The following is a 21,563-nucleotide window of genomic DNA, read 5'->3' on the forward strand; positions in this document are numbered from 1 at the left end:
CGATGCCACTCGATCCCGAAGTCGCCGTCATCCTCGAGAGTCTCGAGTCCGCACCTGCTATGGAGAGCCTGTCCGTCGAAGCGTTGCGCGCCAGTCTCGTCTATCCGCCTCTTGAGCGCAGGACCATGGTCGGCGAGGTTGTCGACATAGCTATGCCTTTGACGGGGAGGGTGTTGCCGGCGCGTCTGTACCGGCCGGTGGAGGCGCAAAGCGACGGCGCCACAGTGTTTTTTCACGGTGGTGGCTTTGTGATAGGCAACCTCGACACCCACGACCATGTGTGCCGCGATCTATGTGCCGGAAGCGGTGCCGCCGTGATTGCGGTGGACTACCGGCTTGCACCCGAACATCGGTTCCCCGCTGCGGTCGACGACAGCCTCGCGGCTGTGCGATGGATCGCGCAAAATGCTGCGGCCTTCTCGCTCGACCCTTCACGCATCGTCGTGGCCGGCGACAGCGCCGGTGCCAATCTAGCCGCCGTGACCGCGCTTCGAGTCCGGGACGTGGGCGGCCCAGAACTGCGGGCTCAGGTGCTCGTGTATCCGGTGACCGACTACCACACCCCGCCGACGCGCTCCTATATCGACAACCAGACTGGCTATTCGCTGACGCGTGCCGCGATGATCCGATTCTGGCGGGACTACCTACTGGATGAGCACGATGCGGCGCATCCGCATGCGTCTCCGTTACGCGCTGTGTCGCTGTCCGGCTTACCGCCGGCACTGGTTGTCACAGCCGAGTTCGATCCGTTGCGCGACGAGGGCGAAGCATACGCGCATCGTCTGCTCGACGCCGGCGTGCCGGTAACCCTACGGCGCTATGACGGGCTGATCCATGGGTTCTTCCGAATGGGTCTCGCCTGCGCCAGGGCGCAGGAAGGCGTGCTGCGTTCGGCCGCCTGGATCCGCGACGCGATGAAAGGGTGACGTGGCACGTCGCTGCCACGCGAGCGCACAATCAGTGAACGTAATCGAGGTCTGAATGAACTCCGTAGAAAATGTTGGCTTCCTGGGACTGGGGCAAATGGGCGGCCCAATGGCCGAGCGCTTACTGGGGCAAGGCTTCCAGTTGCATGTCTATGATCCGTCGCCGGCAGCATTGGAAGCTTTCGTTGCGGGTGGTGCCGTTGTACACGATTCACCACGCGCTTTAGCCAACGCCGCGAGCATTGTCTTCGCCTGCCTTCCGAGCCGGGAAATCTCGCTTGCGGTCGCCCTCGGTCCGGATGGTGTTGTGCATGGTTCCGCGATTCGCCTTTACGCGGAAATGTCTACGATCGGCCGGGACATGGTGGTGCGGATCGGTAAAGGACTCGCAGAGAAGGGAATCGAGATTGTCGACGCACCGATCTCGGGGGGCGCGCCCGCCGCGCGCGCGGGTACGCTTGCGATGCTCGTGTCGGGTTCGCAGCCGCTTGTGGAACGGGTTTCTCCATTGCTCGCGCGGATCGGCAAAGAAGTGTTCGTGATGGGCGATCAACCCGGTATGGCGCAGATCATGAAGATCGTGAACAACGTCGTCATGGCGACCAACATGGTCGTGTGTTCGGAAGCGCTTGCGATGGGCGCCAAGGCGGGGCTCGACTCCGACATGATGATGCGTCTGCTCGATGCCGGAACCGGGCAGAGCTTCGCGTGTTCGAAGATACTGGCACGGGCCGTTTCGAGGCAATTCAACTATGGCGCGGCGCTGGCGATCATTGAGAAAGACATGGCGCTCGGCCTGGATGAAGCGAACCTGATGGAAGTCACGATGCCGACGATCGAGCGCGCACGCGATGTCTGGCATGCGGCTTACGAAGCGGGACGCGGAAGGGAGGACTTCACTTCGATCCTGAAGTTCGTTGAGGAAGAAAACGGTACGCGCGTGCGGAGCCGGGCCGCCTGAATGGCGGTGTAGGTGGTTATGCGTGCCGTCACGTCGCGCGGCTCTGCAGATGAGGGACGCCCAGAAGAAAGCTCTGCATACCGAGACAACTGACGATCTGCATTACCTGCAGGATTTGCTCCGGCGTGGCGCCATAGCGCAGCGCATTGCGTGTGTGAATGCGTACGCCAGGTTCAAACAGGTGTGTTGTCGATACGTCGATAGCCACATACAGGAGTTCCTTGACAATCGGTGCGAGCGTGCCCGATCGCCAAGGCGTCGAGGAAAACGCGGTATAGCCCTCGAAGAACGCAGGAGAGGTGCGCACCATCGACTGCAATTGCTCGCTCCAGTAGCCGCGCTGTTCGGTGAATTGAGATTTGACTTGCTCGAATTTCTCGCCGAGGGGAAAGGTGTCATCGAGTGAGGTCCCAGTGGCGACGAGTTCGTCTAACAGCACGGGGACGCCGACCATATAGGCGTGAATTCCAAGCACCGACGATATCTGGAGCACTTCGGCGATCTCTTTTCGTGTTGCGCCGTGGCGCAGCGCACCCTCGATATGAAGCGCAACGGCCTCCGAGTTTAGATGGGTAACGCTTGCGCTGGCGGCGATCATGACGAAGTCACACACCTTCGGCTCAAGATGACCGCACCCCAGCGCGACCTTTGCCATGACCAGGTAGTCGAGGAAGAACGCGGAGTCTTCTTTCAGGGCGAGATCGAGTGCATCGCTCCAGAAACCGTGGAGTTGCTCGAATTCGGTTTTGATATTTGCAGCGCCGGTCATGGAAGGTTTCCTGATGCAAAGCGTGGGTGAGAAAGGTGCCGCTTCCTATGCGATGCCGAACCCTTAACACCGGATATGCCGTCCGAGTAGCGGTGCGGTAAACCATTTGATCCTGGCATGCGCGAAGAGGCAACAGTCCGCGGCGGGATTCGTCCGTACTTTGGAATACCAATGCCTGGCCGCGCATTCCATAGTACGGAATCATGCGGCAGACCTCATTGACGTCTCGACAATTTCCCTCCAATCATCTGGATGCCTGAACAAAAGGATCCGGCAGACAGCAGGCGAAATGACAACAAATGAGTAAGAAACAAGAAAATATTAAAACTGGAGAGACAAATGGGTCGAATGAACGGTAAGACTGTAATTATCACCGGTGCTGCGAGTGGCATGGGCGCCGCTGGCGCACAGCTTCTGGCCAGGGAAGGCACAAATGTTCTGGTTACGGATATCCGCGAAGATGGAGCGGAGAAGGTTGCAGCAGAAATTCGAGCACAGGGCCTGAGCGCCGATCACTTCGGATTGGATGTTACCAAGGAAAATCATTGGCATGCTGCCGTCGATAAAACACTTGCCAGATGGGGAGCAATCAACGTCCTCGTGAACAATGCCGGACTGCCGAGAACACCGGAAACATGGGATCAAGCGACACTCGAGGGACTAAGCAAGCTGATTGACTTGAATCTCAATGGGCAATTTCTGGGCATCAAGGCGGTGATTCCTCATATGGAGAAGGTTGGCGGTGGGTCGATCGTGAATATGTCTTCGATCGCGGGGATGATCTGCTTCCCGAATCTGCATCCTGGGTATGGCGCATCAAAAGGCGCGAACCGGCTTCTTTCAAAAAGTGCCGCAGTAGATTTGGCGAGCCGGGGGATTCGGGTGAACTCAATCCATCCCGGGATAATTTATACGCCGCAGAGCGCCTATCTGCTCGACGATCCAGAGGCTATCAAGGCGATTCTTCCGAAAATACCACTGTCGCGTGCGGGCAAACCTGAGGAGGTTGCAAATGTCGTATTGTTCCTGGCGAGCGACGAATCGTCGTATGTGACTGGGGCGGAGTTGGTGGTTGACGGTGGATTTACCGCAATCTGACGAGATAGGTGCTTATTAACTTTGAATCATGCCGCTGATTTCAGACAGAGTAAGTGAGCCCGCCTAATGGAAATCTACGATTACATCGTGGTCGGCGCGGGCTCGTCGGGTTGCGTAGTTGCGAATCGCTTGTCCGCGGATTCTGCCGCTCGCGTGCTGCTCCTCGAAGCTGGCCCGAGCATGGACAATTTCTGGGTACGCACGCCTGCAGGAGCGGGCAAGCTCTTCATGGACAAGCGGTTCAACTGGGCGTTCAATACCGAACCCGTGCCGACGCTGAATGGGCGCAGGGTTTACTGGCCGCGAGGCAAGGGCCTCGGCGGCACCAGTTCCATCAATGGCATGATCTACATGCGCGGGCAACCGGGCGATTTCGACCACTGGGCTTCCTTGGGCAATGAAGGATGGGGCTGGGAAGATGTGCTGCCCTATTTCATTCGCTCCGAAGCCAATCGACGCGGCGCCAATGCCTACCATGGCGGGAATGGTCCACTGCATGTGAGTGACCCTGCCGTTTCACATCCGACGGCGGACGACTTCATCGCCGCAGCCCAAAGCCTGGGCATCCCCCGCAGCGAGGACCTCAACGGGCCGCCTCACGAGGGCGTCGGCTACCGGCAGTACACGATCCGCGACGGGCGCCGCCACACGTCCTATAACGCCTTCGTTGAGCCAGTGCTGAACCGGCGCAATCTGAGCGTGCGGACCGGGATTCGCGTGACTCGCGTGATCCTCGAATCAGGCCAGGCGACCGGCGTCGAGGTTCTGGAGAATGGCCAGCGGCGCCAGATTGCCGCTGCCCGGGAAGTGATCCTGTCTGGCGGCGCGCTGGCCTCACCGCATCTGCTCATGTTGTCGGGAATCGGTGGTGAAGATGGATTGCGCCGCCACGGTATTGCTACGGCCGTCGACTTGCCGGGGGTGGGGCGTAATCTGCAGGACCACTGGTTTGGTTCGTTCGCATGGCGGGTCACGCCGAAAAGTTCCTATAACAACCGTCTGCAGGGCTTGCGAAAGTACCTGGAAGGCGCGCGCTACCTGCTGACACACGGCGGCTATCTGGCGTTGGGCGCAGCGCCGGTCACGGCCTATGCGCGTAGCGAGACCGGGCGTCCGGAGGCGGACTTGCAACTGACGGTCAGTCCGATGACGTTCAAGTTCGCGCCGTCCGGCGAACCCGTGGTGGACGGCTTCCCAGCCATCGGGGGCTCGGTGGTGCTACTGACCCCAGATTCGCGGGGTCACATCGAATTGACGTCGCCTGATCCACTGCGGGCGCCCGCGTTTCACCCGAACTATCTGAGTGACCCCGGGGACATTCGCCGTTCGCTTACGGGTATGCGATTAATGCGGCGGATCGTTGAGGCACAGCCTTTGGCATCGCGGGTGATTGCCGAAATCGCGCCGGGATCATCGAGCGAGACTGACGAACAACTGCTGGATCACCTCCAGGCCAACGGCAACAGCGGTTGGCACCAGGTCGGCACCTGCCGGATGGGCATCGATTCACTGGCCGTGGTGGATGCCCGGCTCCGCGTGAGAGGCGTGCAACGGTTGCGGGTGATCGACGCGTCCGTTATGCCGAAGATTGTGGCGGGCAACACCAACGCGCCATGCATCATGATCGGGGAAAAAGGGGCCGACATGATCCGCGCCGATGCCGTCCCCGCACGCCTCATCAAGGTCTGATCAGACTATTTCCGCTTCGCCGTTGTTAAGCACCACGACGTCGCGTTCCAGCGAACGCGCCCGGAAATGCAGCGGTTTTCCCGCATCGATCGGTCGCCACATTTCTACGCGGACCGTTTCGCCCGGGAACATCGGCGCGGAGAACCGCGCGTATAGCATTTTGAGTCTTGCCGCATCGTAGTTGCAAACGCTGCGCAGGATCGCATGACCGGCTATGCCATACGTTGCGAGACCATGAAGAATGGGGCGTTCGAAGCCCGCCGCACGCGCAACTTCGGGGTCGGCGTGAAGTGGATTCGGATCCCCGTTCAATCGATAAAGCAGCGCTGCATTCGGGTAAACCGGCAAATCGCAGACGATGTCAGGCTCCGTCTCCGGCACTATTGGAGGGGGAGAAAGCGGTGGGTCGCTAGCTTGCCCACCAGCCGAAAATCCCCCGTCGCCGCGGCAAAAGTTCAACTGTTCGACTTTTGCGAGCAGTTCGCCGCTCGCTTTGTCGATCACGTCCCGCTCCATCAGCACCTGCGCGCCTTTACCTTCACCCTTATCGACGATCACCTTGACGTGCGTCCGACCGATGATCGTCGCGGCCGCAGGGAGTGGACGAAACAGTCGTACGCGTTGCTCGCCGTGCACGACCTTGACCCAGTTGATGCCGCTTTCAGGCTGCCTCATCCATTGTCCGGGAAACCCAAGAATGGCGGCCATGGTGGGAGCAACCGACAGCTCGGGACCGTAAGTGAACCTGAGCGCGCGGTGCTCGAGCGGAGCGAACCCGAACCCCACGCTGAGCGCATACAGCGCGGTATCGCGCTCGGTGTAGGTATGTTCGACATCGCCGAACGGCCAGCTCTTCAAAGTTTGATAATCGATTGTCAACTCTGTCTCCGCTTCATGCACGAACAGTCGCAAGCGATCACGTCAGATCGGGTCCCAGCTGAACACATCGCCAGACCGATCCATCGGAATGAACGACGCTTTCAGCGCGGGCATGCCATGCTCGGCGATCGATTCCGGCGTCCAGCCGTCGCTGCGATGCACGGACCGGATCGGGCGCGGCTGACTCATCAGAAAGATCTCGTTGTTGCGTACCGTGAAGATCTGGCCGTTGACGTCGCGGGCGCCGTCGCTCGCGAGATAGACCGCGAGGGGTGCAATTTTCGCTGGCGTCATCTGCTTGATCTTCTCCACGCGCGCTGCCTGCTCGGGCGTATCGGTGGGAATCGAACTCACCATCCGGCTCCACGCGAACGGTGCGATACAGTTCGATCGAACATTAAACTTGCCGAGGTCGAGTGCGATGGATTTCGACAACCCTGCGATACCCATCTTCGCGGCGTTGTAGTTCGCCTGCGCGAAGTTGCCGATCAGGCCGGACGTAGACGTCATGTGGACGAACGTACCGCTCTCCTGATCCTTGAAATGCGGGGCGGCGGCGCGGCTCAGGTTGAAGGTCCCATACAGGTGGACCTTGAGCACCGCATCCCATTCTTCGTCGGACATCTTGTGGAAGAAGCGGTCGCGGAGAATGCCGGCGTTGTTCACGACGCAGTCGATCCGGCCGAACGTGTCCAGCGCTTGCGTGACGATACGCGTGCCGGCACCATTGTCGGCGACACTGTCGGCGTTGGCCACCGCTTCGCCGCCGGCGGCACGGATTTGTGCGACAACGCGTTCGCCTGGCGAGCTGTCGTGCCCGGTGCCTTCAAGTGAGGCGCCGATGTCGTTAACCACGACACGTGCACCGTACCGGCCCATCAGCAGCGCGATATCGCGGCCGATGCCGCCGCCCGCGCCCGTCACGATGACGACCTTGCCTTCCATCATGTTGTTGCCTGCCATGTATGTCTCCAGTCTGCTTTCCATGCCGACAACACCGCGCTGATCAACCGACGATGCTTGCGTTGACTGCGGTGCGTTCGGGAATCCGTTCAACGAGCGACCACAATGCGGTTCGCTGCCGAACGCTGTCAACGCTGCGCTAAAAGGCATTCCGTACTTCGAAACACATTGGCTTTCATACATGGGACAAGCGTGTGGCGATGTGCCTGCCTTAACGGTGTGATGGGAGGCGATAGGGTGCGATGGACTATTCAAAGTACGGAACATATCGACCGATGTCGTTGACGCTCGATTGCGCCGGGTCCCACGATGAGGACATGACAGAAGCATTTGGAGAGACAAGGAACCATGATTCGCGATATCGAAACGATGAACCTTCTGCGCGACAATATCGCGCGCTTCGTACGTGAACGTTTGATCCCCAATGAACAGAACGTGGCCGACACGGACGAAATCCCGCAGGACATCGTCGACGACATGAAGGCCATGGGTCTGTTCGGCCTGACGATTCCGGAATCGTACGGCGGCCTGCAACTCACGATGGAAGAAGAAGTGCTCGCGATGTTCGAGCTCGGCCGCGCGTCGCCGGCGTTTCGGTCGCTGATCGGCACGACGGTCGGGATCGGCTCGCAGGGCATTCTGTTCGACGGCACTGAGGAGCAGAAGTCACGCTACCTGCCGCGTCTGGCAACCGGCGAGATTATCGCGTCGTTTGCATTGACCGAGCCTGAGGCAGGTTCCGACGCCGCGTCGCTGCGTACGACGGCGATTCGCGACGGCGACCATTACGTCGTCAACGGCACCAAGCGCTTCATTACGAACGCACCGCAGGCCGGCATCTTCACGCTGATGGCGCGCACCAACCCAGAGGACAAGGGAGCGAGCGGTATCTCGGCGTTCATCGTCGAAGCGGGCACGCCTGGCATGAGCTTCGGTAAGCGTGACAAGAAGATGGGGCAGCGCGGCTCGCACACGTGTGACGTCATCTTCGAGAACTGCCGTGTCCCCGCGGCGAACCTGATCGGCGGCGTCGAGGGTAAGGGCTTCAAAACGGCGATGAAGGTGCTGGACAAAGGGCGCATCCACATCGCGGCGATCTGCGTCGCCGTCGCGCAGCGCATGCTAGACGATACGCTGCGCTATGCAATCGAACGCAAGCAGTTCGGTCAGCCGATCGGCGAATTCCAACTGGTGCAGGCGATGCTCGCGGATAGCCGCTCAGAACTCTATGCGGCGCGCTGCATGGTGCTAGACGCCGCGCGTCGGCGCGACGATGGCCAGAACGTCAGCACCGAGGCGTCGTGCGCGAAGCTGTTCGCCTCCGAGATGTGCGGACGCGTTGCGGACCGTGCGGTGCAGATTCACGGCGGCGCCGGATACATGAGCGAGTCCGGAATCGAGCGGTTCTATCGCGATGTCCGGTTGTTCCGGATTTTCGAGGGAACCACTCAGGTTCAGCAACTGGTCATTGCCCGCAACATGCTGCGCGAGGCGAGAGCTTAAGCGGCGAGGCAAACGTAGAGCGACACGAATATTAGGCAGGAGACGAAAATGGATGCGATGCGAACGTCTTTGCGCGACGCCGTGGAGCGGTGGCTGACGCCGAACGGGGCGATCCCATTTCGTGTCCGCTCCCTGCGGCGCATTGAGTGCAAGCGATGTGTCAGGGTCGAGGCCAAGGTGCCCACGGGGGACGTCGCAATCTGTTTCTTTCAGCACGACGATGGCGCGTGGCACGTCTTCCCGCCTTTTCCGCGTCGTGTGACGATGCGCATAGCGTAGCCGATGTGCTTGCCGCCGAAGGGCTAACGGCACGAATTGCCTCCGGTATACTGCGGCAACGGTTCGTCACGGTGATCAAAGCAGGGCACGTTCGCGCCCTCGCCAAAGACGCCCTCCCGAAGACCTATGCATCAACTGGCGCCGTGTGCCGGCGCCACCATCTTTAATTGCCATCGGCCAATCGTGTAGGCGTTCTACCTGGGTTGTTGCGGCTCAATATCTACTGGAACAAGCGGTTTTGTTGGACTGGGGCGTACATGACAGCTACGGGCGAGCAGAGAAATATAACGTTGACCGTCGAACGTGGGCTCGAAGTGCTGCGTGCCTTCCGTGCGGCGCGGGCGCCCTTGTCCAACGCGGAGTTGGTCCGGCGCACCGGACTGCCGAAGGCGACCGTGTCCCGCTTGACGACCACACTGATCTCGATCGGATTTCTGCGCAGGGTAGGCGGCGGCCGTCAGTTTGAGTTGAGCGCCGGCGCATTGAGCATCGGGCACGCTTATCTGGAGTCGAATCCAGTGACGCGCATCGTCAATCCGATTATGCAGAAGCTGGCCGACAAGCTGGATTTGTCCGTCGCGCTGGCCATTCCACATCACGTCGACATGCTGTATATCGCATGGCGCGCAAGTGTCAAGATTGCGACGCTGCGACTGGGTGTCGGATCGCTGTTGCCGATGGAATCAACGGCGGTCGGCCGCGCCTACTTGTACGCGCTGCCAGAGTCTGAGCGCGAGCCGCTCGTTGCCGCGCTGCTCGAGGGCGCAGGCGACCAGGCGGACGCTGTCCGGAAGAATCTCGACACGGCATTCGACGATCTCAGGCATTCCGGGGTGTGCATGGCGGTCGGCGAGTACCAGAGAAACGCGTACGGGATAGCGCTCCCATTGGTGGTCGGGCAATCGCGTACATTGATGACGCTCAATTGCGGGGCAGTGGAACTGGCTCCGGACATGACGGCGATTCGAAAGCGAGTCATGCCGGAGTTGAAGGCCGCCGCCGCCGGGTTGGCTGATTTACTCGCCGACGTCGACTGCACGCCCTGACGCCGGACCGATACGGCTGGAAGAACGATCCGGTGATAGCGCCGCGTTGCGGCGACGCATGTTTGCGTCTTTACAGCGCTTCTGCCAGTTCCGGCACGAGCGTGAACAGGTCGCCCACCAGACCATAATCGGCGACGCTGAAAATCGGCGCTTCCGGGTCCTTGTTGATCGCGACGATGACCTTCGAGTCCTTCATGCCCGCCAGATGCTGGATCGCACCCGAGATGCCGACGGCCACATACAGTTGCGGCGCGACGATCTTGCCGGTCTGACCGACCTGATAGTCGTTCGGCACGAAGCCCGCATCGACCGCTGCACGCGATGCGCCCAGCGCTGCGTTCAGCTTGTCGGCCAGCGGCTCGAGAACCTTCGTGTAGTTCTCGCCGTTGCCCAGACCCCGGCCACCCGAGACGATGATCTTCGCCGAGGTCAGCTCCGGGCGGTCCAGCTTCGTCACTTCACGGCTGACGAACTGCAACAGGCCGCTGTCGGCTGCCGCTTCGATCTTCTCGACCGTTGCGCTGCCGCCAACGGCCGCCACCGGGTCGAAACCGGTCGTGCGAACCGTGATGACCTTGATCGGATCCTGGGATTGAACCGTTGCAATCGCGTTGCCTGCGTAGATCGGACGCTCGAACGTGTCCGCGCTATCTACAGCCGTGATGTCGCTGATCTGCGCGACGTCCAGCTTCGCGGCGATACGCGGCGCGATGTTCTTGCCGTAAGCCGTCGCCGGCGTGAGGATGTGCGAATAGTCCTTCGCGATGTTCAGCACCGTCGCTTCGACGTTTTCGGCCAGCCCTGCTTCGAGTTGCGGCGCGTCGGCCAGCAACACCTTCGAAACACCTGCGATCTTCGCCGCCGCATCGGCCGCAGCCTGTGCGTTGTACCCTGCCACCAGCACGTGAATATCACCACCGATCTTCTGCGCGGCTGCGATCGTGTTCAGCGTCGCGGCCTTGATCGACGCGTTATCGTGTTCTGCAATTACCAGATTCGTCATTTCGTCCGTCTCCTGCGTTGTCCTTAGAGCACCTTGGCTTCGGTCTTCAGCTTCTCGACCAGCGTCTTCACATCTGGCACCTTCACACCGGCAGAGCGCTTCGGCGGCTCGACAACCTTCAGCGTCTTCAGACGCGGCGTCACGTCGACACCGAGGTCTTCTGGCTTGACGATTTCCAGCGGCTTCTTCTTCGCCTTCATGATGTTCGGCAGCGTCACGTAGCGCGGCTCGTTCAGACGCAGATCGGTCGTGATCACAGCCGGCAAGCTCAGCGACAGCGTTTCGGCACCACCGTCCACTTCACGCGACACCGTAGCCTTACCGTCGGCCACAACCACCTTCGAGGCGAACGTGGCTTGCGGCAGATTCGCCAGCGCAGCCAGCATCTGGCCGGTCTGGTTCGAATCGTCGTCGATGGCCTGCTTGCCCAGAATGACCAGCCCAGGCTGTTCCTTGTCGACCAACGCCTTCAGCAGCTTGGCAACGGCCAGCGGCTGCAGTTCTTCGTTCGACTCGATCAGGATCGCACGGTCCGCACCGATCGCGAGCGCTGTACGCAGCGTTTCCTGCGCTTGCGTCACGCCGGCCGACACGGCGATCACTTCTGTCGCCACGCCTGCTTCGCGCAGACGAACGGCTTCTTCAACCGCGATTTCGTCGAACGGATTCATCGACATCTTCACGTTCGCGATGTCGACGCCCGTGCCGTCCGATTTCACGCCGACCTTCACATTCGCGTCGACGACGCGCTTGACCGGGACCAATACCTTCACTCTGTCTCTCCTTTTCGATCCAACATTCCGCTTCAAACAGCGCGGACCTTAAAACATACCCATCACTTTCCGGCAAGAACTCGTCCCGGCTGGGCTAGACGACACGCCGTTCACGCAGTCCCGCAATGTGGTTTTCGTCATAGCCCAGACCATGCAGAACCGCATCAGTGTGCTCGCCGAGCGCCGGCACGGCTGCCATCACGGGTTCATCCCGCGCGGTCAGCCCTGGTGGGTAGAGGGCGGCCACACGGCCCGCCGGCGTATCGACCTCGGTCCAGCGCCCACGCGCACGCAACTGACCGTGATTCCAGACTGCCTGCATATCGTTCACCTGAGCGTTCGCGATACCGGCTTCCTCCAGACGCGCGACGACTGCGTCCGCGTTTAGCGTAGAAAAGGCCGCATGGATAACATCGCGAAGTTGATCCCGGTTCGCGACACGCTTGCTGTTCGCGTTGAAGCGGTCGTCGCCGGCAATCTCCGGCAGACGAATGACGACGTCGCAGAAGCTCTTCCACTCACGCTCGTTCTGTAACCCAAGCATGACCGTCTTGCCGTCGCCGGCGACAAATGGGCCGTACGGAAAGATCGTCGCATGCGATGCTCCAGTTCGTCGCGGCGGCGACTGGTCGTTGATCGCGTAGTAGAGCGGGTAACTCATCCATTCGACCATGCTTTCCAGCATCGACAAATCGATGTGGCGGCCACGTCCGGTCTGCTGGCGTTCGATCAGCGCGGACAGGATGTTCGTGTATCCATACATGCCCGCGGCGATGTCGGCGATCGAGCAGCCAGCCTTGGCCGGTTCGTCTTCGGAGCCGGTGATGCTCAGGAAGCCCGATTCGCTCTGGATCAGCAGGTCGTATGCCTTCTTGTCGCGATACGGACCGTCGAGGCCGTAGCCTGAAATGTCGCAGACGATCAGCCGCGGATAGCGTTCGCACAGCGATGCATAGTCGAACCCCATGCGTTGCATCGCACCGGGAGCCAGGTTCTGCACGAGCACGTCGGCTTGCGCGAGCAGTTGGTGAACTATATCGACGGCTTCGGGCTGCTTGACGTCGAGCGTCAGGCTCTCTTTGGAGCGATTGGTCCAAACGAAGTGTGACGCGAGCCCCGCCACGCGTTCGTCGTAGTTCCGCGCGAAGTCGCCCGTACCCGGCCGCTCGATCTTGATGACGCGCGCGCCGAGGTCGGCGAGCTGCCGGGTGCAGAATGGCGCCGCGATCGCGTGCTCGAACGTGACGACGGTGATGCCTGAAAGCGAACCCATGATGTTTCTCCGTCAGAACGAGCGGGGCAGGTCGAGGACGTGCTCAGCCACATACGACAGGATCAGGTTCGTTGAGATCGGCGCGACCTGATAGAGGCGTGTCTCGCGGAACTTGCGCTCGACGTCGTATTCGCACGCGAAGCCGAAGCCGCCGTGGAACTGCAGGCAGGCGTTGGCCGCTTCCCACGACGCATCGGCCGCGAGCAGCTTCGCCATATTGGCCTGCGTGCCACACGGCTCGTGTGCGTCGAAACGCCGGGCGGCTTCGAAGCGCATCAGATTCGCTGCCTCGACGTTGACGTACGCGCGCGCGATCGGAAACTGCACGCCCTGGTTCTGGCCGATCGGGCGGCCGAACACGACGCGATCCTTCACGTACTGCGACACCTTGTCGATGAACCAGTAGCCGTCGCCGATACATTCCGCGGCGATCAGCGTGCGTTCCGCATTCAGCCCGTCGAGGATGTACTTGAAGCCTTTGCCTTCTTCGCCGATGAGATTTTCCGCGGGAATTTCAAGGTTGTCGAAAAACAGCTCGTTCGTCTCGTGGTTCACCATGTTCAGGATCGGCTGGACCGTCAGACCCTTGCCGGTTGCCTCGTGCAGATCCACGAGGAAGATCGACATCCCTTCGCTCTTCTTCTTGACCTCGGAAAGTGGCGTTGTGCGTGCGAGCACGATCATCATGTCCGAGTGCTGGACGCGCGAGATCCACACCTTCTGGCCGTTGATGACGTAGCAGTCACCCTTACGCACGGCCGTCGTCTTGATCTTGGTGGTGTCGGTGCCCGTGGTCGGTTCCGTGACGGCCATCGACTGCAGGCGCAGTTCGCCGGACGCGATACGCGGCAGATACCGCTGCTTCTGCTCGTCTGAACCGTGGCGCAGCAGCGTGCCCATGTTGTACATCTGGCCATGGCACGCACCGGAGTTGCCGCCGGACCGGTTGATCTCTTCCATGATGATCGACGCCTCGGTCAGACCAAGCCCGGAGCCGCCGTATTCCTGCGGAATCAACGCTGCGAGCCAGCCGGCCTTCGTCAGCGCGTCGACGAAGGCTTCGGGATAGCCGCGCTCCTCGTCGATCTTGCGGAAGTACTCGCCCGGAAACTGGCTGCACAGATCGCGGACGGCTTCGCGAAGGTCTTGATACTGATCGGGTGTTTGGATCATCGTGGGTACCTTGGAAAATTTTTTGGAAAATCAGGCGAGCGTCGCGCTGGCGGACATCGTGAGCCAGCCTTCGTGGTCATGCGCCCACAATTCGACCGACTTGCCGTCCACCGAGGGTCGACCGCATAGCGTGAACGAATGGCCCAGGAACGTGGGTCGGACCGCCTTGAACGCATAGTCGAGAACGGTCTTGCCGGGGAGCGAGCGGGATACCAGATCGAGCAGCAGCGTTGCGAGGAGCGGACCGTGGACGACCAGGTCGGGATAGCTTTCGACGTTGCGCGCGTAGTCCCTGTCGTAGTGAATGCGATGACCGTTGAAGGTCAGTGCCGAGTAGCGGAACAGCAGGGCCTCAGAGGGCAGGATCTCGCGTTTCCAGCGCGCGCCACTGGGTGCCGGCTGCGGGCGTGGCGGCGGCGCGCCGGGTTCGGCGGCCTCGCGGTAGACAATGTCCTGCTCTTCGCGAATGACGGCGTGGCCTGCGGTTGCAATCGTATGTTCAATCGTGACGAACGCGAGGCGGCCACTGCGTCCCTCCTTGTTCTCGATCGACAGTACGCGCGATGTACGTGTCGCGGCATCGCCGATTCGTAGCGGGTTATGAAAGAAAAGACGTCCACCGGCGGCCATCCTGCGCGGCAAACCGAGGTCGGGAAGGAAACCGCCGGTGCGCGGATGGCCGTCCGCTCCCAGGTCGGATTGCTGCGCGACGGACCAAAAATAGAGCCAATGCCAGATGGGCGGAAGTGTGTCGCCAGGTTTGAAGCCGGAGTCGCGATCGAGCGTCCCTGCGAGCGCGTTGGCGGGAGCGGGAGAAATCAGATCGTGGATGACCTGAGAGGTGCCGTCGATGAGGCTCGCGTGGGTTGGGTTCATGGCTGTCTCCGCGGCTAACTGCCAGCCGCCTGGAATGGGATTGAGCCGACTTTATGTGAACAGCCGTCGCAAGGGAAATACCAATTGAATGTGCCGGTCATAGATGTATCCTATGACCTAACATGGGAAACTGCATACATTATGGACATTCGCCAACTCCGCTATTTCGTCAGCATCGTCGAATATGGAAGCCTTGGGAAAGCGGCGGAGAAGCTGTATGTCGCTCAGCCGTCGCTGAGCCAGCAGGTCGCGAAGATCGAAGCAGATCTTGGCGTCGCGTTGCTCGTGCGCGGCCCGCAGGGGATGAAGCCCACGCCGGCCGGACAAGCCCTGTACCGGCACGCGAGGCTTGTGCTGCGGCAGATGGATCAATTGCGGCAGGAGATCAAGGCAGACGTGGGCGGGGAGTCTGGCACTGTCGCAGTCGGTTTTCCCACCACGATGACTCCACTGCTTGCGTTGCCCGTATTCGAGCGGGTGAAAGCGCGTTATCCGGGCATCCGTCTGCAATTCTTCGAGAGCATGAGCGGGTACATCAACGAACTGCTGGCGAACGGGCGGCTCGATCTGGCGATTCTGTTCCGCGAATCCAATACGGCAGGCATCACCGCGCTGCCGTTGTTCGACGAAGAGTTATATCTGCTCGGAGAACCGGGTGGAGATGTTGCGCCGCGCGCGCGGACCTGCCGGCTTGCGTCTCTTGCCGGTGCATCACTGGTAGCGCCGAGCGTGACGAACGGGCTGCGCCTGCTGCTCGAACGGACGTTCGCGCGCGAGGAGATACCGCTGAATATCATCGCCGACATTGATTCGTTGCCAACCCTGCTGTCTATTGCTCATTCGGGCGCGGCGTGTACCATTCTGCCGGCCTCCGCGCTTGCATCACGGGAAATCGCCAACCGGCCGAAGGTGCGCCGGATCGTGGACCCGGAAATCCGCCGGCCAGCCAGCCTGTGCTGGTCGAACACCGCACCGGTCATATCGGCCACACTGGCCGTCCGCCAGATCATCGTCGAACTGATTGTCGAACTGGCCGAAAGCGGGGCCTGGACGGGCATTACACTGCGGCCGCCGGTAGACGCTCATTGATACGGCGAAACGCCAGCATGCGGTAAAGCGCGTTTCGAAGATCGAGTGCGGTGTTGTAGCCGCGCGCGTTGATTGAGTCGCCCGTCTTGTCCAGCGTCGAATGGTTGGATTGATCCACCAACTCCTCCCGCCTTGTTCCGTACAGTGGGGGTTGCATCGACTCATCTAATGGAAATCCATAGGTTGCGCGCACGAACAATCTTCATGAGAAACCTTGCGGTTTTGTGACGACGCGTCCGTGCTTTAAGCCGCGGTGCCTACGCTGACTGGAAGGTGCGACTCGCACTTTCGCTTTTTCGTCAAAGTACGGAACACTCATTGAAGCCGCGTTGACGCTCGACTATGGCGATGATGCAATGGACTCAAGGTTCTTCGGGACGCTTGACGATGCTCACGCGTCAGCATGCCCTTTGTAAGCAGACAATTTCGACCGGCTGGTTCGATGCGTGACGATTGGTGGAATTGGGACTTTTATTAGTAATTAGTTATCCATATTTAACAGGCGTGATGTTTTACGCCTGTGAGGAAGCAACACGCGTTGCTGAAAAAAACAATCCCGGCGCTACGGCCGGAGGAGACGAAATGAGGCGAGTAACACTTGTGGTCGATCTGGCATGAATCACGGAAAATTCACCCTTCCTGAAGGATCGGACGCAACCGTATCGGTCAGCCGCTGTCCGGATCTTTCCAGCCTGATCCGCCCTGGCGACACCGTGATGTGGGGGCAGTCGCATGCCGAACCCGTGACGCTGATGCGCGCACTCGTCGCACAGCGGGACCGGCTGCGGCGCATCCGAATTTTTCTCGGCATCGGCCTCGCTGATGTACTCGCCCCCGAACACGCCGATGCATTCGATTTTCTGGCGTATTGCGGCAGTGGGTCGAACCGCGATCTGGCCCGCGCGGGCGTACTCGACATTCTTCCCGCGCATTACTCGCAGCTTCCGGGGCTGATTCGGAGCGGCGCGTTGCGCATTGACGTTGTCATGTTGCAGGTGTCGCCGCCGGACGAACACGGACGCTATAGCCTTGGGCTGGCGCGCGAATATCTAGTCGAAGCGGTGAAGAGCGCACGCGCCATCATCGCAGAAGTGCATCCCGCCGTGCCGTGGACGTACGGGGAGCCATACCTGCACGCATCTGATATCGATCTTCTGGTGGAATCGGACGCCGCGTTCCCCGACGGGCCCGCATCCGTCCCTGGTCCGGTCGAACAGGCGATCGGGCAACACGTTGCGGCTCTCGTGGAAGACGGCGCAACCCTGCAGACAGGCATCGGCGCCATTCCCGACGCGGTGCTTGCACAACTCAGGAGCAGACGGGACCTCGGCGTTCATACCGGCAGCATCGGAGACGGCATCGCGGCGCTTTGCGAAGCAGGCGTCATAACGAATGCCAGGAAGACCATCGATGCGGGTATGACCATTGGCGGCGTCATCATCGGTTCCGAACGCGTTCGCCGCTTCGCGCACCGCAATCCTTCGCTCACGCTGCGTGGCACAGAGTACACACACAATCCAGAGGTGCTGCGCGAGATCGACCGGTTCGTCGCGATCAACTCGGCTGTGGAGGTGGATCTGACCGGGCAGGTGAATGCCGAGGTAGCCGCCGGCACCTATGTCGGCGCGGTCGGCGGAATCGGTGATTTTCTTCGCGCGGCTCAGTTCAGCCCGGGTGGCGTGCCGATTATCGCGCTGCCGTCGACCGCGGGGCAGCACAGCCGAATTGTGGCGAAGCTCTCGGGGCCGGTCACGATACCGCGAAGCGATGCGTGCGTGATCGTCACTGAATACGGTGTCGCCGACTTGCGAGGTCTCTCGCTTGCCCAACGTATTCCGAGGCTAATCGCCGTCGCGCATCCCATTCACCGCGAGCAGCTGGAGCGCGAAGCGCGAGAGCATCATTGAGGAGCATTGCAAATGAACTGGCAATTACTCGGAGCACAGCTCCTCGCCGGCGTCGCGAATGGCGGTCTTTACTTTCTTGTCGCGTCCGGCTTGACCTTGCTGTGGGGCGCGATGGGTGTCGTCAATCTGGCGCACGGATCGTTCTTCATGCTCGCGGCATTTTGTGGCGCGACATGCATCCGGCTCCTCGGTCCTGAGCTTGGCTTCGTCGTCGCGATCGTCGTGGTGCCGGCCGTCATGGCGCTCTTCGCGTGCGTGCTGGAGTTGGCATTGTTCCGCAGGGTGTATGCATCCGGGATGTGGGGCCAACTGCTCGTTTCGTTCGGCCTCATGCTGTTGCTGAACAACCTCGCGCGCATCATCTTCGGCACGGAGTCGCTTTCGATGTCCGCGCCCGCGCAACTGTCCGGATTTGTCGAGTTCGCCGGGTTCCGGCTCGCCACCTATCAGCTCGCGGTACTGGCGATGACGGCCGTCGTCGCCGTCTATCTGTGGGTGGTCATGACGAAGAGCAGAACCGGACGGCTGATACGCGCGGCCGTGGACGATCCGCAAATGCTCGAAGCCGTGGGTATCGACGTGAAGCGGCTGCGGACCATGGTGATGGGCGTTGCTGCATTGCTGGCCGGCATCGCGGGCGTCGTGGCCGTGCCGCGTGGCGCCATCAATACCGGACTGGATGTTCAGATCGTCGTGATTGCCTTTGCGGTAATCGTCATTGGCGGACTGGGCGCAATCTGGGGAAGCCTGGTTGCCGCACTCCTGATCGGAATCGCTGAATCGCTGTCGACGATGGTACTCGACCACGGCAGCGAAATGGTTATCTTCGCGGTCATGGTGATTGTCCTCATATTCAAGCCAACCGGTCTGCGCACGATAGTAGGGAGAGAGTAACCATGAAGCAGTTCACCGGAAAGACACTATTGACATCGCTATTGGTGGGTGTAGTGCTATGCCTGCTGCCGTACGTGATGTCCGAAGCCTATCTGCCCGAAGTCACGCGTATGGTGATCTTCGCCGGCGCGGCGATGAGCCTGAATCTTCTCGTTGGTGCGACGGGCTTGTTATCGCTAGGTCACGGCCTGTTCATCGGGCTCGGCGCATATGTCGTGGCGATCTCGACCATCCGCTATGGAATGTCCTTCTGGGCCGGCGCGGCGCTGGCACTGGCGATATCCGTGCCCGTATCGTTGCTGACTGCCTTGATTTCACTGCGCGCGCGTCATCTTTTCTTTGGCTTGCTGACGCTGGCGATCGGACAGATCGCATTCGTGTTCGTGGTGTCGAACTACAACCTGACGGGCGGCGACGATGGGCTCGTCGGCGTGACGGTCCCCACCTGGCTCGGCAGCAGTAGCGCGCAGTATCGCTTTGCGGTGATCGCCACCATCGTCGCCTGCGTGGTGCTGCTGAAGCTCGTCGCATCGCCATTCGGCGCGCTGCTCGGCGCAGTCAGGGACAATGCCGACCGGGTGGCATCACTCGGTGGGAATCCTAAGCGTTACGAGGTCGTCGCGTTTGTGATAGCCGGCGCACTAGGATCGATTTTCGGCGTCGTGTTGGCCGGCGTCGAAGGCAGCGTGGATCCGCACCTGTTCTCATGGGTCACGAGTGCCATGCTGCTGATGATGATCGCGCTCGGCGGCCGCTCGACGTTTCTTGGCCCGGTACTCGGCACGCTGGTTCTGGAAATTCCGCGCACCTTTGTTCAGGCGCACTCGTCCAACTCGGACCTCGTCGTCGGTACGCTGGTGATCCTATGTGCGCTTCTGTTTCCGGAGGGCATCGGTCCGAAAATCAAGGTGCTGCTATCCACGATATTCGGTGCGCCGCGTTTGGTGGGCGAGGCGGTCTCGTCGTCGAAAAATGAAGCGGGTGGTCAGCCATGAATGAGAACCTGGAGCCGGTTCTGCAGGCATCAAACCTCGTGAAGTCCTTCTCCGGATTCACCGCCGTCAACGGCGTGTCTTTTAGCGTGCGAGGCGGTGAGGCGGTTGGGATCATCGGCCCTAACGGCGCAGGAAAAAGCACGCTTTTCGATCTGCTCACGGGCAGAAAATTGCCTGACGGTGGGGAAGTGCGCGTGTTCGGCGAGCGGGTCACACGTCAACCGCCGTGGCGGCGTGTCAAACGGGGTGTGGGACGATCGTTTCAGGTCAGCAGCGTATTTCCGACGTACACGGCGCAGGAAAACGTGCAGATCGGACTGATGCTCGCTCAAGGACGGTCGTGGAATATGTTCCATCAGGCCGTGCGGACCACGAGGAGCGACGCTGAACTGCTGCTCGAAAAAGTCGGCCTCGCAAACAAGCGCGCGGTGCTTTCCGCGGAACTGTCATATGGCGATCAGCGCAAACTCGAGCTTGCGGTGGCACTATCCACTCGCCCGAAGTTGCTGTTGCTGGACGAACCGACTGCTGGCATGGGACGTGAGGAATCGCGTGAATGTCTGAGCCTGATCCGGACGATCGCGATCGACGAGAAGATGCCCATTGTCTTCGTCGAGCACGACATGGACATTGTGTTTTCATTCGCGACCCGCGTGATGGTGCTGGTCGCCGGAACCGTACTGGTCGACGGCGAACCGAACGTCGTGCGCGGCGATCACCGTGTCAAGGAGGCCTATTTTGGAGAAGAGATCTGAAGAGGCACTGCACGTCGCCGAACTGGACGCGGGGTATGGCCGGGTCAAGGTGATTCGCGGCGGGGCAATTTCGGTCAACCACGGCGAGGTTGTCGGGCTGATCGGTCGTAACGGCGCCGGCAAGACGACGTTCATTGCATCAGTCGCCGGACTTATTATGCCGACCGCGGGACGCATCACGCTCGACGGCGCGGAGATTGCGAAACTCCCGGCGAACAAGCGCGTGGGCGCCGGGCTTGCGATCGTACCGAGCGGCGGCCGTTTGTTCAGGTCGCTCACGGTTGCGGAAAACCTCACCATCGGTGTGAGGAGCCCGGCACCCGGTCAACTGGACGGGGTATTCGATCTGTTCCCCGAATTGCACAAGCTGCGTCAACGGTATGCCGGCAAGCTATCCGGCGGCGAGCGCCAGATGGTCGCAATCGCGCGCGCGTTGTTGCTGAAGCCGCGTCTTCTGTTGCTCGACGAGCCGAGCGAAGGGCTCGCACCCATTGTCGTGTTGCGGCTCGCGAAAGCGATCAACACATTGCGCGAAAGCGGCATGGCGATGCTGATCGCGGAGCAGAACGTCAAGTTCACCGATCTGATCTGCCAGCGGTGGTATTCGATCGACAAGGGCGCCATTGTGCCGCTCGGGCGGGACCCATCCGTCGATGCTGCCATGCACCCACGCGCAGTGCCGGTCCGCGAATGATCACGCAAGCCGGTCAGG

21 protein-coding genes are annotated in these 21,563 nt (G+C 60.8%); 12 read left to right on the top strand and 9 right to left on the bottom strand.

Going from position 1 to position 21,563, the window contains the following annotated elements:
- The first annotated feature begins 2 nt into the window (after nucleotides 1–2).
- Both ACUN0E_RS28625 and ACUN0E_RS28630 read left to right on the top strand, forming a co-directional pair.
- Nucleotides 3–926: an alpha/beta hydrolase gene (locus ACUN0E_RS28625; RefSeq protein ID WP_445568707.1), complete on the top strand. Its 924-nt coding sequence runs from the start codon at nucleotides 3–5 to the stop codon at nucleotides 924–926.
- A gap of 55 nt (nucleotides 927–981) precedes the next feature.
- On the top strand, nucleotides 982–1,887 hold the full coding sequence (locus tag ACUN0E_RS28630) for an NAD(P)-dependent oxidoreductase (protein WP_445568708.1): 906 nt from the start codon (nucleotides 982–984) through the stop codon (nucleotides 1,885–1,887).
- 28 nt (nucleotides 1,888–1,915) lie between these two features.
- Here the strand turns inward: ACUN0E_RS28630 and ACUN0E_RS28635 are convergent, their stop codons facing one another.
- A complete protein-coding gene (locus ACUN0E_RS28635) occupies nucleotides 1,916–2,656 on the bottom strand; it encodes a carboxymuconolactone decarboxylase family protein (protein WP_445568709.1) in 741 nt (246 codons plus the stop codon).
- Nucleotides 2,657–2,995: 339 nt separating this feature from the next.
- On the opposite strand from ACUN0E_RS28635, the gene ACUN0E_RS28640 reads away from it, so the two are divergent.
- Together ACUN0E_RS28640 and ACUN0E_RS28645 are read left to right on the top strand one after the other, a co-directional pair.
- Nucleotides 2,996–3,754, top strand: a complete 759-nt coding sequence (locus ACUN0E_RS28640) for an SDR family NAD(P)-dependent oxidoreductase (RefSeq protein WP_445568710.1) — start codon at nucleotides 2,996–2,998, stop codon at nucleotides 3,752–3,754.
- A gap of 66 nt (nucleotides 3,755–3,820) precedes the next feature.
- Entirely contained in the window at nucleotides 3,821–5,443 is a 1,623-nt protein-coding gene (locus ACUN0E_RS28645; protein ID WP_445568711.1) for a GMC family oxidoreductase, read from the top strand.
- Here the strand turns inward: ACUN0E_RS28645 and ACUN0E_RS28650 are convergent, their stop codons facing one another.
- Together ACUN0E_RS28650 and ACUN0E_RS28655 are read right to left on the bottom strand one after the other, a co-directional pair.
- The gene (locus ACUN0E_RS28650; RefSeq protein WP_445568712.1) at nucleotides 5,444–6,322 is read right to left on the bottom strand and encodes a MaoC/PaaZ C-terminal domain-containing protein; all 879 of its coding nucleotides are present in this window, start codon (nucleotides 6,320–6,322) and stop codon (nucleotides 5,444–5,446) included. It abuts the gene before it with no gap.
- A gap of 42 nt (nucleotides 6,323–6,364) precedes the next feature.
- Nucleotides 6,365–7,270 (bottom strand): SDR family NAD(P)-dependent oxidoreductase, encoded by a 906-nt coding sequence (locus tag ACUN0E_RS28655; protein WP_445570532.1) that lies wholly within the window; start codon nucleotides 7,268–7,270, stop codon nucleotides 6,365–6,367.
- Between the two features lie 363 nt (nucleotides 7,271–7,633).
- Between ACUN0E_RS28655 and ACUN0E_RS28660 the strand changes: the two genes are divergently transcribed.
- Nucleotides 7,634–8,788, top strand: a complete 1,155-nt coding sequence (locus ACUN0E_RS28660; RefSeq protein ID WP_445568713.1) for an acyl-CoA dehydrogenase family protein — start codon at nucleotides 7,634–7,636, stop codon at nucleotides 8,786–8,788.
- A 536-nt stretch (nucleotides 8,789–9,324) separates the two neighbouring features.
- Nucleotides 9,325–10,113 carry an IclR family transcriptional regulator gene (locus ACUN0E_RS28665; RefSeq protein WP_445568714.1) on the top strand — a complete coding sequence of 263 codons (789 nt, stop codon included), beginning with the start codon at nucleotides 9,325–9,327 and terminating at the stop codon, nucleotides 10,111–10,113.
- Nucleotides 10,114–10,183: 70 nt separating this feature from the next.
- On the opposite strand, the gene ACUN0E_RS28670 is transcribed toward ACUN0E_RS28665, so the two are convergent.
- The 5 genes from ACUN0E_RS28670 to ACUN0E_RS28690 all read right to left on the bottom strand — a co-directional run bounded on the left by ACUN0E_RS28670 (nucleotide 10,184) and on the right by ACUN0E_RS28690 (nucleotide 15,211).
- Entirely contained in the window at nucleotides 10,184–11,116 is a 933-nt protein-coding gene (locus tag ACUN0E_RS28670; RefSeq protein WP_445568715.1) for an electron transfer flavoprotein subunit alpha/FixB family protein, read from the bottom strand.
- Nucleotides 11,117–11,139: 23 nt separating this feature from the next.
- Entirely contained in the window at nucleotides 11,140–11,889 is a 750-nt protein-coding gene (locus ACUN0E_RS28675) for an electron transfer flavoprotein subunit beta/FixA family protein (RefSeq protein ID WP_445568716.1), read from the bottom strand.
- Nucleotides 11,890–11,983: 94 nt separating this feature from the next.
- Nucleotides 11,984–13,162, bottom strand: coding sequence for a CaiB/BaiF CoA transferase family protein (locus tag ACUN0E_RS28680; protein ID WP_445568717.1), 1,179 nt, complete (start codon nucleotides 13,160–13,162; stop codon nucleotides 11,984–11,986).
- A gap of 12 nt (nucleotides 13,163–13,174) precedes the next feature.
- The gene (locus ACUN0E_RS28685) at nucleotides 13,175–14,335 is read right to left on the bottom strand and encodes an acyl-CoA dehydrogenase family protein (protein ID WP_445568718.1); all 1,161 of its coding nucleotides are present in this window, start codon (nucleotides 14,333–14,335) and stop codon (nucleotides 13,175–13,177) included.
- A gap of 30 nt (nucleotides 14,336–14,365) precedes the next feature.
- Nucleotides 14,366–15,211: an FAS1-like dehydratase domain-containing protein gene (locus ACUN0E_RS28690; RefSeq protein ID WP_445568719.1), complete on the bottom strand. Its 846-nt coding sequence runs from the start codon at nucleotides 15,209–15,211 to the stop codon at nucleotides 14,366–14,368.
- A gap of 141 nt (nucleotides 15,212–15,352) precedes the next feature.
- Between ACUN0E_RS28690 and ACUN0E_RS28695 the strand changes: the two genes are divergently transcribed.
- On the top strand, nucleotides 15,353–16,300 hold the full coding sequence (locus tag ACUN0E_RS28695) for a LysR substrate-binding domain-containing protein (RefSeq protein ID WP_445568720.1): 948 nt from the start codon (nucleotides 15,353–15,355) through the stop codon (nucleotides 16,298–16,300).
- Here the strand turns inward: ACUN0E_RS28695 and ACUN0E_RS28700 are convergent.
- Entirely contained in the window at nucleotides 16,269–16,418 is a 150-nt protein-coding gene (locus ACUN0E_RS28700) for a hypothetical protein (RefSeq protein WP_445568721.1), read from the bottom strand. The two genes, ACUN0E_RS28695 and ACUN0E_RS28700, sit on opposite strands and share 32 nt — an antisense overlap.
- Before the next feature lie 598 nt (nucleotides 16,419–17,016).
- Here ACUN0E_RS28700 and ACUN0E_RS28705 point away from each other — a divergent pair.
- The 5 genes from ACUN0E_RS28705 to ACUN0E_RS28725 are packed head-to-tail and all read left to right on the top strand — an operon-like array spanning nucleotide 17,017 to nucleotide 21,545.
- Complete coding sequence (locus ACUN0E_RS28705; protein ID WP_445570533.1) at nucleotides 17,017–18,207, top strand: acetyl-CoA hydrolase/transferase family protein; 1,191 nt, start codon at nucleotides 17,017–17,019, stop codon at nucleotides 18,205–18,207.
- 12 nt (nucleotides 18,208–18,219) lie between these two features.
- On the top strand, nucleotides 18,220–19,101 hold the full coding sequence (locus tag ACUN0E_RS28710) for a branched-chain amino acid ABC transporter permease (RefSeq protein WP_445568722.1): 882 nt from the start codon (nucleotides 18,220–18,222) through the stop codon (nucleotides 19,099–19,101).
- Nucleotides 19,102–19,103: 2 nt separating this feature from the next.
- A complete protein-coding gene (locus tag ACUN0E_RS28715; protein WP_445568723.1) occupies nucleotides 19,104–20,096 on the top strand; it encodes a branched-chain amino acid ABC transporter permease in 993 nt (330 codons plus the stop codon).
- Nucleotides 20,093–20,851: an ABC transporter ATP-binding protein gene (locus ACUN0E_RS28720; protein WP_445568724.1), complete on the top strand. Its 759-nt coding sequence runs from the start codon at nucleotides 20,093–20,095 to the stop codon at nucleotides 20,849–20,851. Before ACUN0E_RS28715 ends, ACUN0E_RS28720 begins: the two co-directional genes overlap by 4 nt.
- Nucleotides 20,835–21,545 (top strand): ABC transporter ATP-binding protein, encoded by a 711-nt coding sequence (locus ACUN0E_RS28725; protein ID WP_445568725.1) that lies wholly within the window; start codon nucleotides 20,835–20,837, stop codon nucleotides 21,543–21,545. Before ACUN0E_RS28720 ends, ACUN0E_RS28725 begins: the two co-directional genes overlap by 17 nt.
- The last annotated feature ends 18 nt before the right edge of the window (nucleotides 21,546–21,563 follow it).

Source organism: Paraburkholderia sp. D1E (assembly GCF_052682275.1).